The sequence below is a fragment of the Halorientalis marina genome (assembly GCF_023028345.1).
GTDB classification, from domain to species: Archaea; Halobacteriota; Halobacteria; order Halobacteriales; family Haloarculaceae; genus Halorientalis; species Halorientalis marina.
This window is the reverse complement of the sequence record NZ_CP095487.1, coordinates 3096039-3108877: the sequence shown is the minus strand read 5'-3', so window position 1 is coordinate 3108877 and position 12839 is coordinate 3096039. Positions and strand designations below refer to the sequence as shown.

The 12839-nt window shown below is 67.3% G+C and carries 15 protein-coding genes and 1 tRNA gene; 4 read left to right on the top strand and 12 right to left on the bottom strand.

The window, feature by feature from the left end; genetic code table 11:
- Position 1: 1 nt before the first annotated feature.
- From MUG96_RS16055 to MUG96_RS16025, 7 genes are all read right to left on the bottom strand, one after another.
- On the bottom strand, positions 2-1423 hold the full coding sequence (locus tag MUG96_RS16055; protein ID WP_246984343.1) for a hypothetical protein: 1422 nt from the start codon (positions 1421-1423) through the stop codon (positions 2-4).
- A gap of 62 nt (positions 1424-1485) precedes the next feature.
- Positions 1486-1713, bottom strand: a complete 228-nt coding sequence (locus tag MUG96_RS16050; RefSeq protein ID WP_246984341.1) for a hypothetical protein — start codon at positions 1711-1713, stop codon at positions 1486-1488.
- Between the two features lie 451 nt (positions 1714-2164).
- The gene (locus tag MUG96_RS16045; protein ID WP_246984339.1) at positions 2165-2698 is read right to left on the bottom strand and encodes a DUF5815 family protein; all 534 of its coding nucleotides are present in this window, start codon (positions 2696-2698) and stop codon (positions 2165-2167) included.
- A gap of 63 nt (positions 2699-2761) precedes the next feature.
- On the bottom strand, positions 2762-3076 hold the full coding sequence (locus MUG96_RS16040; RefSeq protein ID WP_246984337.1) for a hypothetical protein: 315 nt from the start codon (positions 3074-3076) through the stop codon (positions 2762-2764).
- An 80-nt stretch (positions 3077-3156) separates the two neighbouring features.
- Positions 3157-3570, bottom strand: a complete 414-nt coding sequence (locus tag MUG96_RS16035) for a DUF7124 domain-containing protein (protein WP_246984335.1) — start codon at positions 3568-3570, stop codon at positions 3157-3159.
- A 196-nt stretch (positions 3571-3766) separates the two neighbouring features.
- Positions 3767-3955: a hypothetical protein gene (locus MUG96_RS16030; protein WP_246984332.1), complete on the bottom strand. Its 189-nt coding sequence runs from the start codon at positions 3953-3955 to the stop codon at positions 3767-3769.
- A 45-nt stretch (positions 3956-4000) separates the two neighbouring features.
- The gene (locus MUG96_RS16025; RefSeq protein ID WP_246984331.1) at positions 4001-5296 is read right to left on the bottom strand and encodes an NAD(P)/FAD-dependent oxidoreductase; all 1296 of its coding nucleotides are present in this window, start codon (positions 5294-5296) and stop codon (positions 4001-4003) included.
- 153 nt (positions 5297-5449) lie between these two features.
- Here MUG96_RS16025 and MUG96_RS16020 point away from each other — a divergent pair, with 153 nt between their 5' ends.
- From MUG96_RS16020 to MUG96_RS16010, 3 genes are all read left to right on the top strand, one after another.
- Positions 5450-6055, top strand: a complete 606-nt coding sequence (locus MUG96_RS16020; protein WP_246984329.1) for a DUF6149 family protein — start codon at positions 5450-5452, stop codon at positions 6053-6055.
- 63 nt (positions 6056-6118) lie between these two features.
- Positions 6119-6496, top strand: coding sequence for a hypothetical protein (locus MUG96_RS16015; RefSeq protein ID WP_246984326.1), 378 nt, complete (start codon positions 6119-6121; stop codon positions 6494-6496).
- A 161-nt stretch (positions 6497-6657) separates the two neighbouring features.
- Positions 6658-8334 carry a methyl-accepting chemotaxis protein gene (locus MUG96_RS16010; RefSeq protein WP_246984324.1) on the top strand — a complete coding sequence of 559 codons (1677 nt, stop codon included), beginning with the start codon at positions 6658-6660 and terminating at the stop codon, positions 8332-8334.
- Between the two features lie 17 nt (positions 8335-8351).
- Here MUG96_RS16010 and MUG96_RS16005 read toward each other — a convergent pair whose 3' ends face one another.
- The 3 genes from MUG96_RS16005 to MUG96_RS15995 form a co-directional block, all read right to left on the bottom strand.
- On the bottom strand, positions 8352-9020 hold the full coding sequence (locus MUG96_RS16005; protein WP_246984321.1) for a hypothetical protein: 669 nt from the start codon (positions 9018-9020) through the stop codon (positions 8352-8354).
- Between the two features lie 86 nt (positions 9021-9106).
- Positions 9107-9907 carry an enoyl-CoA hydratase/isomerase family protein gene (locus tag MUG96_RS16000; RefSeq protein WP_246984319.1) on the bottom strand — a complete coding sequence of 267 codons (801 nt, stop codon included), beginning with the start codon at positions 9905-9907 and terminating at the stop codon, positions 9107-9109.
- 65 nt (positions 9908-9972) lie between these two features.
- The gene (locus tag MUG96_RS15995) at positions 9973-11331 is read right to left on the bottom strand and encodes an NAD(P)/FAD-dependent oxidoreductase (protein WP_246984317.1); all 1359 of its coding nucleotides are present in this window, start codon (positions 11329-11331) and stop codon (positions 9973-9975) included.
- Between the two features lie 205 nt (positions 11332-11536).
- Between MUG96_RS15995 and MUG96_RS15990 the strand changes: the two genes are divergently transcribed.
- A complete protein-coding gene (locus MUG96_RS15990; protein WP_246984316.1) occupies positions 11537-12052 on the top strand; it encodes a hypothetical protein in 516 nt (171 codons plus the stop codon).
- Positions 12053-12061: 9 nt separating this feature from the next.
- Here MUG96_RS15990 and MUG96_RS15985 read toward each other — a convergent pair whose 3' ends face one another.
- Both MUG96_RS15985 and MUG96_RS15980 read right to left on the bottom strand, forming a co-directional pair.
- Positions 12062-12430: an SHOCT domain-containing protein gene (locus MUG96_RS15985; protein ID WP_246984315.1), complete on the bottom strand. Its 369-nt coding sequence runs from the start codon at positions 12428-12430 to the stop codon at positions 12062-12064.
- A gap of 272 nt (positions 12431-12702) precedes the next feature.
- A tRNA-Gly gene (locus tag MUG96_RS15980) sits at positions 12703-12773 on the bottom strand.
- Positions 12774-12839 lie beyond the last annotated feature (66 nt).

The window sequence follows — 12839 nt, the reverse complement described above, 5'->3', positions numbered from 1 at the left end:
GTCAGAGGCCGAACAGCGGGACGGCGAGCGCGAGGAGCCAGCAGGCGACACCGAGGGCCAGGAGCCAGCGGTCCCGGCCGTCGAGCGTCCGACGGTCGCGAATCGCCGCCTCGCGGGCGCCGGCCGCCGCGACGATGCCGAGGGCGATTCCGAGTCCGACCCGGTGCTGGAGGAGCCCGGCCGGCGGGATGCCGATGCCGACGACCAGCCCGTCGAGGAGAGTCACGCCGACGAGCGACCCGCCCGCCACGATGCCGGCGACGCGCGGGTCGAGTCCCCCGCCGAGCCAATGCGCGAGAATCGGCGTCCCCGCCGCGAGCACCGGGTACAGCAGCGCGGCGATGACCTTCGGGTGGAGCCACGGGAGGAACCCCTCGATGGCGACGCCGGCGACCCTGATGCCGAGGGAGACGCCCGCGACGCCGACGGCCAGCAGGAGGGCGCGCCGGCGCTTCGCAGTCAGCGTCCCGACCAGCGCGGTCACGCGGCGACGGGTCCCGATTACCAGAACGAGAGCGGCGGCGACCGCGATACGCGTGATGCCCTGGCTGTTTTGCCCTCCGTGAGCGGGGTGGTCGCGTTCGATGCCGTCGACGACCGGCTCACCGGCGAGATCGCGTTCGAGCGACGCCTGCGCCGTCGCGACGCCGGTCACGGTGTGTCGGAGACGGAACCAGTCCCACCACTCGCCGTGTGCCTGGAGCGCCGTCCACCCGCCCGAGGGGGGACCGTACAGCCGAATGTGCCGACGGGTCCCGAGGTACGATCCGTCGTGGATCTGGGCGGTCTCGGTCACCCACCTGCCCCCGGTCGCCCCGGGCCGGACGTAGGTGTACCGCGTCGCACCGTGCGTCGAGCGCCAGACCACCTCGAAGCCGGACGCCGACACCGAGAGGTCGTCGCCCTCGGTCTCGATCTCGATTCCCTCGACTCCCAGCAGCGGCACCGTCACGTTTCCCTCGTCACTCACGTTTCCGTCAACGGTCACGTTCCCCTCGGCAGTTACGTTCTCCCCGTTGCTCGTGGTTCCGTCAGCGGTTGCGTTCCCCGATCCGGGAGTGAGGGTCGTGCGCTCCCCGGTTGCGTTTTCACCGCTCGTTCCCGTCGTATCGGAGACCTCGGTCGCGTTCGCGTCGTCGGTCGCGTCAGCGGTCACGTCCGCCGGTTCCCAGTCGGTGTCGGTCCGTCTGGTCAGGACGCGGACGACGCGGTCGGGGGATGCGTCCACGATGACGTTGATGGCGAGCGTCCGGCCCGCGACCGACTGTGACCGACTCGTGTACGGCCAGAGCCTGTCGCCGCTGTCGACCGGTTCGATGGTCGCGGACGCGGGCGGCGTTGACCCGCCCTGGCCCACGGAGGCACCGCTGGCGGCGAGCAAAAGTGCCAGGATAGCGGTCGATATCCACGCCGGTCTCGGCATTCCCTGTCCACTACGGGACCCGGGCATTCAATAGTTCGCGTCGGTGCGGGGAACGGCGCGGCTCAGGAGCCGTCCTGGAATCGATACCGGTAGGGCTGATCGCGGATAACCTCGACGTCGCCCGTTTCGGCCCGCCGGCCCAGAACCGTCGCGATCCGGTGGGCGCTGTCGAACTCCTCGCCGTGCTCCTCGAGCAGGTCGAGTATCTCGCGTGCTGTCAGCGGCTCGTCGGGATCGGCGCGCCGGAGCACCGAGCGGATCCGTTCGAACTCGCCCTGACGTACGCGCATACACATACACTCAACCTTATCCCTCATTAAACGCCGTCAGACAGCCGTCTGACGGCAGAATACGGAAAACCACGGGACGGCAAACCGTCTGCTACGTCATCTCGTGTCAGACGATGACCCCGTTCACGTCGGCTATCGGAAAAATAATCCCGAACACCGGAGGGTCCGCGCCCGGAACGCCTCGCGCGCGGACGAACGAGTTTCCCTCGTGTGTTTTCGTCTATATACCACTCTACAGAGATATCGAGTGCGAGCGGCGGTCCCGAGACCGCCACAGGGAGTTCGCGTCGAGTCCCGAGATGCCCGTTAGGAGTTCGCGTCGAGCATCGACACGGCTCAGATCGCCGTGTCGTGTTCGGACTCGAACGGCCGGTGGACGCGGTCCACCGACATCCCGGTCGCAGAGCTCCCGGGATTCCCGCTGGGAGTTCGCGTCGAGCCTCGACACGGCTCAGATCGCCGTGTCGTGTTCGGACTCGAACTCCCGCTGGTCGCGGTACTGCTCGACGAACTCGCTCACGTCGAACTCGAGCATCTGCTCCTCGAACTCGGTCATCGCGCCCTCGTCGTCGGCGTGGCTCATCGCGTGTTCCATCAGTTCGACGAGCAGTTCGACGATAATCTCGTGGAGGCGCCTGGAGTCGAAGTCGGTGACCCAGACCATCGCGTACCCGACCTGGCCGTCGTCGGACGTGTCCTCGACGGCGACGGCCTCCGGGAACTCCTCGATGACGACCCCCATCAGGTGCGCCGTCGTGAACTCGTCGAACTCGTCGGCCGGTTCGATGGTCTCCCGCAGGACCGCCGCCAGGGACTCGGGCACGAACCGCCCGAGTGGGTGCATATCCATCACGACCGCGTGGGTGTCGCCACACTCGCAGGCGAACTCCCGCAGTCCCATGTCCAGTTCCGTGAGCGCGACCGTCTCGCCGCAGGGCAGTTCGAGAACCGAGCTGTCGCCCCCCGGGACGCGTGGTTCTGCCATTACCGGCCGTTGTGGCCCCGAGCGGGTAAAACCCGCGCGTTCGTCCCGCGACCGCCGGCGCAGTCAGTCGTCGAACTCCTCGGACGCGTCCGCCTCGTCCGCATCGCGGTCGTCGTCTCCGGCCTCGTGGTCGTCGTCTCCGGCCTCGTGCTCTTCTTCCTCACCATCATCGGCTTCGTCGTCGGCTTCTCCATCGGCTTCGTGCTCATCCCCCTCCTCGTCTTCGCCGCCTTCGATTTCGACCTCGACCTCGACTTCGATCTCCAGCCCGGCTGTCTCGAGTTCGGCCTCGGCCTCGTGGGTGTCGCCCACCTCGATCTCCAGTTCGTCCTCGTCGACCTCTACTTCCACCTCGACCTCGACTTCTGTCTCGGGCATACGGCCGGATTCAGAGGGCACAATCAAAAGTAACGGGAAACCAACGTGTCCTTGCCGGCGGTCCGGTCGACGACAGCGGTTCAGGGCCAGTCGTCGCGGGTCTCGGTCTCGTCCGTGTCGGGCGATTCGGGTTCGCCCAGTTCCCAGTCGGCCGCCGCGGCAGCGTCCTCCAGCGGGAGGTACTCCCAGTCGACCTCCTCGGCGAGGGCGGCGTCCTCTTCGCTGGTCCCGACGAAGACGTGTCGGTCCGTGTCGAACTGTCCTTTGACGTTCGTGAGGCTGTCCCCCCGGCCCCGCGGCCCCGAGAAGAAGTCCTGTCGGATGCGGTGTTTGCGCGTGAAGTTGGTCACGACGTAGGTCGGCTTCTCCGAGACGACGCCGACGTACTCGCTCCACTGGCGCGCGTCGTTGAACACGGCATCCGGGTACGCCAGTTGCTTGAGCGCCTCCAGTTCGAAGGCCAGGGTCATGTCGCTTGAGCCGCCACCGTCCATACCTACTGCTCCGCAATCTCTGGAGAAAAGGCCGTCGGTCCCACCTCCACGTTTTTACTTCGTCGGGTGCGCCTTCGGCGCACCTCCCCTCGTAAAAACGTGGGCGAAAAACTGCCGGACGCTCGGCCGCTGGCCTCGCGTCCGGTGCAACGAACTGCTGCCGACCGCGACCGCACCAGAGTCGACCGCCGGCCGCTCAGTGGTCCCGCTGTGCCTCGGCGAGTTTCTGGGCTTCCTCGCTCGTACGCTCCAGTTCGCGCTCGACCTCCTCGCCCCCGCCGCCGTGGGCGTAGTGGATCGACCGGTCCAGCAACGACCCGCGGAACCGCGAGTCCTCGTCGCGGCGCGTCCACTCGCGGAGCCGCCGGTAGAGGGCACGGAGCATACACGAACGTTTCGTACGGACGGCGAAAAAGGTAGCGGCGCCGCGTTACTCGGACTCGACTTCCGCGGTGTCGTCGAGCTTCTCGAGGTCGACGGTCTGCTCCAGCAGGACCTCCTTCTGGTCGGCGACCTCGCGTTCCTCGCGGATGAGCTGTTTGAACTTCGACTGCGGCGCGAGGTCACCGATGAGAACCCCACCGACGACCTTGCCGTCCTTGAACGCGATGCGGCGCCACTCCGTGTCGGAGTACTTCCGCTCTGCGTGGTCGTCGCCGATGGTCGGGTGGCCGAACGAGAGGAAGGGGAAGTCGAAGTGGGTGATCGAGTACGAGGGGACCCAGCGGAACTCCTCAGCCCCGTCGTCGACGGCTTCGCCGTCTGCTCGTTGCGTCTCCGACGCAACGGTGTCGGCGACCATGTTCTGCCCGGCAACGGCACCCTGCTCTTTGGCCGAGCCCCAGGCACCGTTCTGCGTGTGTTCGCCGAGGATGGTGTCGTAGAAGCGCGTGATGTCGCCGGCGGCGTAGACGTCCTCGGCGTTGGTCTGCATGTACTCGTCGACGACGATACCGTCGTCGAGTTCGATCCCGCTGTCGGCGAGGAACTCCGTGTTGAAGTTCAGGCCGATGGCGACGCCGACGAAGTCGCCGTCGTACTCGTCGCCGTTGGGGTCGACCGCGCCCGTGACGACGCCGTCGTCGTCGGTCGTGAAGTGGTCGACGCCGGAGTCGAAGACGGGCGTGACGCCGTGGTCTTCCAGCGCGTCGTGGATGATCTCGGCGCCGTCGAGCGACAGGGCGTAGCGCCACCAGCGGTTGCCACGCATCAGGTAGTGAGCCTCGACGTCCTGGGCGCCACAGATGGCCGCGAGGTCGATGCCGAGCAGGCCGGCACCGACGACGATCCCCGTGTCGGCATCGTCGGCGTGCTCGCGGATGGCGCGGGCGTCCTGGAACGTCCAGAAGTGGTGGACGCCGTCGGCGTCGGAGTTGTCGACGGGCAGTTGCGTGGGCGTTCCGCCGGTTGCGACGAGCAGTTTGTCGTAGTCGTAGGTCCCGCTCTCGTGGGTGTGGACTGTCTTCTCGTCGGTGTCGACGCTCGTGACCACGGTGTCGAGCGCCAGGTCGATGTCCCGCTCCGCGTACCAGTCTTCCTCGTGGATCGAGATGGGTGCCTCCGGCAGTTTGCCCTTGGCGAACTCCTTGATGAGAATCCGGTTGTAGAGGGCCTCCCCCTCCTCCGTGATGACGGTAACGTCGGCGTCCGGGTCCTGTTCCCGAATGGTTTCCGCCGCGGAACTCCCCGCGATACCGTCACCGATTATGACGTGCGACGCGCTCATGTACAGAGAGTTTGCGCACCGGAACTAAAGTGAATTGCTATCTCCGCGACGCTCGCCGCTCGGCCGACCGAATCGGGCCGCCCATCGCCGCCACGGCCGGCGGAGGGCAAGCCGGGACGTTTTAGAGTATCCCGTCCCTAGTGAACCAACGAGATGAAGATCCGTCAAAACGTCCGCCACTGGGCCGCGAAGAAGGCGCTGACGATGCCCGTCGTCGGTCAGAAGACGAACGACTGGCTGGTCGACCTCCACACGAAGGTCTTCCTCGACAAGGCCGACGAGGAGCGTGCCGAGGAACGGCGCGCGCACCTCGACGACTTCTTCGACGCGACGATGGACACCTACGTCGCGGCGCTGGACTCGGGGTACCCGGAGGCCGAGGCACGCGAGATCACCCACATCCAGGCCAACTTCGACTTCTACAACCACGGCTGGACCGAGATGATGGAGTTCCCGAGCGACGAACTCGAGGACCATTACGAGCGGTACGGGGAGTTCTTCGAGCGGTGGGACATCACCATCGACGACCCGCTGGGCGACTTTCGACCCAACGGCGGCATCGCCGACGCACCCTCGACCCCGGAGAAACTCGACGACCCCGAACACCCCCACGCCGAAGGCGGCTTCGCCGACGACGTCTACGTCGAGACCGACGACGGCGAGATCGTCGTCGGCGGACAGGCCGAGCCCGCCGACGTGGACGTCGAAGACGCTCCCGGCGTCGACGCCGACGACGCCGAGGAAGCCGGCGCGGACTGACGGAGTATCACGGTTGATATTCGCAGGGATATTTTCTTGTTCGCTTCCTCGTTGGCACATCACATGGGCGACTGGAACGTCGAAGCGGACACGGAGAAGGGCCGACTGTACATCGAACTGAGCGGGTACATCGAGGGCGAGGAAGCCGAGCGGTCGACCAACGCAGTCGTCGAGGCCGCCGAGAAGATGGACGAGGGGTTCGACGTCATCACCGACATCGCCGACGTGCAACCGGGTGACGCGGAAGCGGTCGAGAACATCAAACGCGGGAAGGAGGCCGTCGCCGAGAACGGAGCCACGGCCGCCGTTCGCATCACGCCGGAGTCGACGACCGGGCAGATGCAGTTCGAGCGCGCCGGCGACGAGCCGTACGCGGTGGCGATGGCCGACTCCGTCGAGAAAGCCGAAAAGCTCCTCGACCAGCGCCGCGCCGAGCAGTGACGGCCACGGGGCCGTAACCGGCAGCCGGGACCGACACCCGGAGCCGGTCGCGGGACACCGCGCCGGCCCCGCTCGACTCGAACGCGTGAACTTTCGTTTTCATCGAAGATAATCCCATGCCGAGGCTTATGCATACGTATTGGTCACGATAGATTAGAATCATGTCGACGACAACTGACGGCGAGGGCCCCGGGGAGACGGTCATCTCCGCGGACGCGTCCGGGACGGCGCTGTTCTGGAAGTTCAGCGGCGGTGCCTCGAACGCCGTGAAGGGACTGACCCCGGCGGGCTGGCGGCGGACGCTGAACAGACAGCTCTGGGCCCACGCGCTGATCGCGACGGGCGGCCCGCTGCTGATCGCAGTGTTCGTCCTGCAATCGGCACTCATGGCCGCGGCGCTGCTCGTGATGACGCTCGGCGTGGGCGGCTTCATCTACGGTGAGATGTATCTCATCATCAAGAACCTCGAACAGGCGAACGCCGCCATCGCCGACGGCGAGTACGACGTGCGGATCGACGCGCAGCGGACCGACGAAATAGACGATGTCTACCGCGGGACCGAGGAACTCGCAGGCAGCCTCGACGAGCGGATCACGGAGGCAGAAGAAGCCCGCGAACAGGCCGAACGCGAGCAGAAACGAGCGGAGGACGCGCTCGAGGAGGCCGAAGCCGCGAAGCAGGAGGCCGAGGCCATCGCCGAGCGGTTGCGGACGCGGGCTCGCGAGTACGGCGACGTGATGCACGCCGTGGCCGACGGCGACCTGACCCGGCGGCTCGACACCGACGCGGACAACGAGGCCATGGCCGACATCGCGGCGGCGTTCAACGGGATGCTCGACTCGCTGTGTGCGACCCTCGAGGAGGTCAAGACCTTCGCGGAGACGGTCTCGTCGGTCAGCGAGGACGCCGCAGCCAGCGGCGACGAGATTCGGGCGGCCAGCGACGACGTGAGCAGTTCGATGGAGGAGATCGCCAGCGGTGCCGAGGACCAGCGCGAGCAGGTCACGGAGGCTGCCGACCGGATGAACGAACTCTCCGCGACCATCGAGGAGATCGCCTCCTCAGCGACCGAGGTAGCCGATACCGCCGCGGAGGCGGCCGACACCGGCGAATCGGCCCGTGTCGCCTCCGAGACTGCCGTCGACGAGATCGAGTCCATCCGCGAGAACGCGGGCTCGGCCGCGACGGAGGTCGAGACGCTCGACGACCGGATCGAGCGGGTCGGCGATATCGTCGACCTCATCGACGGGATCGCGGAGCAGACCAACACGCTCGCGCTCAACGCCTCTATCGAGGCCGCACGCGCCGGTGAGGCCGGCGAGGGGTTCGCCGTCGTCGCACAGGAAGTCAAGAGTCTCGCCGAGGAGACCCAGGACGCGACCGACCAGGTCGAGGACGTGATCGACGAGATGCGCGAACAGGCCGGGTCGGCCGTCGACGAGATGGAGGCAATGGAAACGAGCGTCGAACGCGGCGCCGACACCGTCGAAGAGGCCCTCGACGCGCTCGCAGCCGTCGTCGACGCCATCGAGGACGTCGACGCCGGGATGCGCGAGATCGACGACGCTACCGACCGCCAGGCCGAGATGACCCAGGAGGTCGTGACCACCATCGACGAGGTCGCGGACATCAGCGACGAGACCGCCGCCGAGGCACAGTCCGTCTCGGCCTCCGCCGAGGAGCAGACCGCCGCCACCGCCGAGGTCACCGAGACCGTCGAGACGCTCTCGGAGGAGTCCGCCTCGCTCCGGTCGCTGTTGGACGACCTCACCGTTTCGGGCGGCAGTTCGGGACGGACCCCGACAATCGACGCGACCGTCGACCCTGCCGACGACTGACGGTCGCGGAGCGTCAGTCACTCCTGCCGACGCACCGCGAACAGCGCGATACACTCGACCTGCGTGCCGTCGTTCGGTCCGTCTCCGTACGCGCCCGTGACCTGAAACGCGTAGACGCCGTCGGCGAGGTCCTGGACGACCGCCAGCGTGTCCCCGCTCATCGGCGCCGGGTGTTGCTGAACCGTCAGCCGCCACGTGTAGGTCTCGCCGGACTCGACGGTGTACCACGGTTCGACGTGTTCCTCGGGTGCAACGAACGACCAGTCGTCCTCGGTCCGGCGCCAGATCGCCCAGTCGTGGGGGTTCAGCCCGAAGGACTGTTCCGACCCGTTGTGCAGGACGAACTCGAGCGAGGCTACCTCCCCGTCGTCCGCCGTCGGCTCGAAAACGACCGACGACGCATCGAGATAGAGCGGCTCGTCGGACAGGTCGCCGTGGGGCCAGCACACCGTCCGGTCGACACCCTCCGCGAAGGACGGACACGGAACCCCCGAGAGCGGGTCCCGAGGGGTGCCGCCGGGACCGTCCGTCGGTTCGTCGGTCGGCTCCGTCGTATCGGTGGGCGTCGCTGTCGGATCGTCGGTGGCCGTCGTGTCGGCTGTCGGCTCGCCGCCGCCGCGGTTCAGACAGCCGGCGGTCAGGGCGGTCGTGCTCCCGAACGCCGCGAGGAGGGCGCGTCGTCGCATGCGCCACCGTACGCGACCGAACCTAAACACCCTTCCGTACCCTCAAAGAGCCGTTTGACTCTCCGAACGGGACCACAGCACCGGCTTCAGCGCCCCTCGAACTCCGCGTCGCGGCCCTCCATGAACGCGCTCGCCCCCTCCTGATGGTCGTGAGTGCCGAGCGCGAGCGCCTGCGCCGTCGCCTCGTCGTCCAGCGCCTCCGTCAGCGACTTGTTCGCGTTCTGTCGGAGCAGGCGCTTCGAGATCTGCAGGCCGACCGTCGGCCCCGTCGCGATTTCGGCGACGATCTCGGCCGCGCGGTCCGCGAACTCGTCTTCGGGGACGGCGTCGGTGACGACGCCCATCTCCGCGGCTTCCTCGGCGGTGAACACCTCGCCGGTCAGGACCAGCCGCTTTGCCGTGTTCTCGCCGACCAGTCGCGGGAGCATCCACGAGGTGCCCGAGTCGACGGCGAGGCCGACCTTCCGGAAGGCGAAGCTCATCTCCACGTCCGCGCGGGCGACCTGAATGTCACAGGCGATGGCGAGGCTCGCACCCGCGCCGAAGGCCTGGCCGTCGATCTTCGCCACCGTCGGCAGGGGACAGCGGACGATCCGCTCGATGGCCTGGTGGAGCCCCTGCATGATCTCCGTGGCCTTCCGGTGGGCCGGCACGTCGGTCCCGAGACCCTCCATCATCGTGTTGATGTCCCCGCCGGCACAGAACGCCGAGCCCGCGCCCTCGATGACGACGACCCGCGCGTCCGACCTCGACACACTATCCATCGCCGCGACGAGGCCGTCGGACACGTCCTCCGTCAGCGCGTTTCGCATCCCCGGGTTGTTCAGCGTCACCGTGGCGATTCCGTCCGCGATATCGACCACAACGGCGTCCTCGCTGTCGCTCATGTGCTCCGAAGCGCGGCCCACACACTAAAAGCGTTGTCCGTTTTCGGCGGTCTCGCCGCCGTGTCTCACTCCGGCACCGGCTCGGCGACGGTCCGCTCGCCGTCGGGCCGGGGCCGCGTCCCGACGATCCGGTTCGCGGCCGCGAAGCCCGCCTCGATGCCGCCGTTGAGGCTGCGCTCGGGGTACTGCGCCTTCGAGGCCATCCCCGCGTAGTAGACCCCCTCTGCGACCGCGTCGGAGAGGTCGTAGGGCACGACCATGTCGAGATACCCCCGCTCGTAGACCGGCGCAGTCCGGGGGTTGCGGGCCGTCTCGACCCAGTTGACCGACGCGGGATCGAACGCGGGGAACAGGTCGGCGATGCCGTCCCGCCAGTGGGCCTCGACCGCGCCGTCGTCCATGTTCCAGAGGTCCTCGCTCGGGTCCTGGACGTAACTCGCGGTGTAGTAGAGGTGTTCCCCGCCGTAGCGCTCGGGCGGGACGAAGTTCGTGTGCTCGATGAACACGCCGAAGGGCGCCTCGTCGGCGAGGTTCAGCCAGTAGGTGTCGGTCAGTGACTCGTCCAGGCTCCAGACCGAGCAGACCGTCCCCTGGAAGTCGATCTCGCAGGGGTAGCCGGTCAGGTCCTCGAGGACGTTCGGCATCGCCGCGACGACGACCTCGTCGACCTCGTGGGTCTCGGTCCCGTCACCCGTCTCGGCGGAGAGCGTCCGGACCGCGCCGCCCGAGCAATCGAGATCCGTCACGCGCGCGCCGGTGGTGATGTTGTCCCGGCCGACGGCACCGATCAGGGCGTCGATCAACTGGTGGAAACCGCCGTCGAGATACCCCAGGATTTCGCCGCGCAGGAGGTCGCGCTCGCCGCGGAACTTCACCCGGCCGAGCAGCCACGCCGCGCTCACGTCCTCCTTCCGGCTCCCGAACTTCGCGTCCAGCAGCGGCTCCCAGAAGTTCTCGTAGACGCCGCGGGTGGTGTGGTCGAGCAGGAACTCCTTGATGGGCACGTCCTCGAAGTCCGCGAGGTCGTCGTACGTGTCGAACGAGGGCATCCCGCCGCGAACGTCGACCTCCATCGTCAGCATCGTGAGCCGGAACTTGTCGTAGACGCTGAGGTGGGGGTAGGCTGCGATCTCCCAGGGGGTGTCGAGCGGCCGGACCTCGCCGTCGGCGAGGAAGGCGTTCTTCCCGACGCGCCACTCGACCGCGTCGCCGAGCCCGAGGTCTTCAGCGAGTTCGACGATGGTCTCCTCCGACTTCGAGAGGTGGTGGTAGAACTTCTCGATGGGGTCGCCGGCGGTCTCGTAGACCGCCGCCAGCCCCCCGAGGTCCTCGCTGGCCTCGAACACCTGCACGTCGTAGTCACACCGCTGGAGGCGGTAGGCCGCTGACAGCCCCGCGATTCCGCCACCGACGACACCGATCATACGCTCCCTTCCCAGTCGAACGGAATGTACCTTTCCACTCCCTCATTCGTCGTCGCTCGGCGATTCCGCCTCCACAAGGCATATCCCGACCTTCCCGGTAGTCACGTTGCGGCCCGGCGGTCGCGGCCGCAGGGCAAGGGGTACGCCCTTGTTTATTTACGTGCGCCAGCGGCGGCTTTTTCCCACCACCGCGTGCAGGAAGGGTATGAGAGTCCCCACCACGGTACTCGCGCTCGTGGCTCTCGCCGCGCTCGCCGGGTGTGCCGCACCGGCCGCCGAGGACGGTGACACGGGACGGAACGTCTCGGTGACGGTCACGAACAACGCCGACACGGCCTACGACGTGCGGGTCGTGCTCGCTACCGAGCCGTTCGACGGCGTCGAGATCACGTACCGAAACGGCTCGACGCGTCGCCTCGCCGTCGACCGCATCGACCGGATTCCGCCCGCGCGTCTCGAACGCGCGACCGACATCGCCGTCGAGGCCGACCCCGTCCAGACCAGCCAGTACACCCTCAGGGCCGGGAGTGGGATCGGCGCGAGCTATACCGACGTGCCCGACGACACGACGGTCGTGTACTTCCTCAGAGCGCGGGCGAGCGACGCCAACGCCAGCATCGGCGCGGTCCGCTGTGGCGGGGGCTCGCGGCTGACCGAGCTGACAGTCGATATCAACCCCGACGGGTCGTTCAGCGTCACGAACGCCTGTTCGGGGACCTGATGGCGGTGCCTACGTGAGCCGGTCCCGTCGTCGCTCGAACTCCTCCTCGTCGATCTCGCCGGCGGCGTAGCGCCGCCGCAGGACCGTCAGTGCGTCGTCGTCCCCGCCGCCGTCGCGGCGCTCGCGAACCAGAACGACCGCGGCGACGAGCGGGAGGCCGACGACCAGCAGCAGTACGACCGGAACCCAGAGCCAGCCGAGACCACCCATCCAGCCGTCGTGGCCCATCACGCCGTCGTGACCCATCACCCCGTCGTGGTGGTGACGGCCGTCGTCCCCGCCGTGTGCGACGGCGACGCCGCTGACCGCGAGCAGTCCCACCAGCAGGACGGTGAGGGCTCGTGCGACCGACGCGGCCCTCGCGGTTGTCTTCCTCATATATACTGGTACGAAACCACCACTTACGCCGTTTCCCCTTCAGAATCCAAGGCCGAAACGGTCGAATATCTTCGGAAAGAAGGTGGCCGGAACACGCTCAGGAGCATGAAGTAGTCACACGAGCATCCGCGCGAGAGCAGCGAGCGCGGTTCACTTCACGCGAGGCCGCAGGCCGAGCGTGAAGCATCGTTTTTCCCCAAGTTTTTGCGACCGAGTGGTTCCCGCAGCGAGCGATAGCGAGCGAGGAAACCCGAGAGAGTAAAAAGTGGTAGTGCGCTGGCCGAGATTTGAACTCGGGTTAGGACCGTGGCAGGGTCCTGTGATACCACTACACCACCAGCGCGCAATCACCAGTTCTGTCGAGAGTAGTATAAGGCTTCCGAATCGCGAGGAAAACCGCAGGGCGGCG

Excerpts from the sequence above, each read along its gene's own strand:
- MUG96_RS16055 (WP_246984343.1), bottom strand. The coding sequence starts at position 1,423 with ATGCCGAGACCGGCGTGGATATCGACCGCTATCCTGGCACTTTTGCTC.
- MUG96_RS16050 (WP_246984341.1), bottom strand. The coding sequence starts at position 1,713 with ATGCGCGTACGTCAGGGCGAGTTCGAACGGATCCGCTCGGTGCTCCGG.
- MUG96_RS16045 (WP_246984339.1), bottom strand. The coding sequence starts at position 2,698 with ATGGCAGAACCACGCGTCCCGGGGGGCGACAGCTCGGTTCTCGAACTG.
- MUG96_RS16040 (WP_246984337.1), bottom strand. The coding sequence starts at position 3,076 with ATGCCCGAGACAGAAGTCGAGGTCGAGGTGGAAGTAGAGGTCGACGAG.
- MUG96_RS16035 (WP_246984335.1), bottom strand. The coding sequence starts at position 3,570 with ATGGACGGTGGCGGCTCAAGCGACATGACCCTGGCCTTCGAACTGGAG.
- MUG96_RS16030 (WP_246984332.1), bottom strand. The coding sequence starts at position 3,955 with ATGCTCCGTGCCCTCTACCGGCGGCTCCGCGAGTGGACGCGCCGCGAC.
- MUG96_RS16025 (WP_246984331.1), bottom strand. The coding sequence starts at position 5,296 with ATGAGCGCGTCGCACGTCATAATCGGTGACGGTATCGCGGGGAGTTCC.
- MUG96_RS16020 (WP_246984329.1), top strand. The coding sequence starts at position 5,450 with ATGAAGATCCGTCAAAACGTCCGCCACTGGGCCGCGAAGAAGGCGCTG.
- MUG96_RS16015 (WP_246984326.1), top strand. The coding sequence starts at position 6,119 with ATGGGCGACTGGAACGTCGAAGCGGACACGGAGAAGGGCCGACTGTAC.
- MUG96_RS16010 (WP_246984324.1), top strand. The coding sequence starts at position 6,658 with ATGTCGACGACAACTGACGGCGAGGGCCCCGGGGAGACGGTCATCTCC.
- MUG96_RS16005 (WP_246984321.1), bottom strand. The coding sequence starts at position 9,020 with ATGCGACGACGCGCCCTCCTCGCGGCGTTCGGGAGCACGACCGCCCTG.
- MUG96_RS16000 (WP_246984319.1), bottom strand. The coding sequence starts at position 9,907 with ATGAGCGACAGCGAGGACGCCGTTGTGGTCGATATCGCGGACGGAATC.
- MUG96_RS15995 (WP_246984317.1), bottom strand. The coding sequence starts at position 11,331 with ATGATCGGTGTCGTCGGTGGCGGAATCGCGGGGCTGTCAGCGGCCTAC.
- MUG96_RS15990 (WP_246984316.1), top strand. The coding sequence starts at position 11,537 with ATGAGAGTCCCCACCACGGTACTCGCGCTCGTGGCTCTCGCCGCGCTC.
- MUG96_RS15985 (WP_246984315.1), bottom strand. The coding sequence starts at position 12,430 with ATGAGGAAGACAACCGCGAGGGCCGCGTCGGTCGCACGAGCCCTCACC.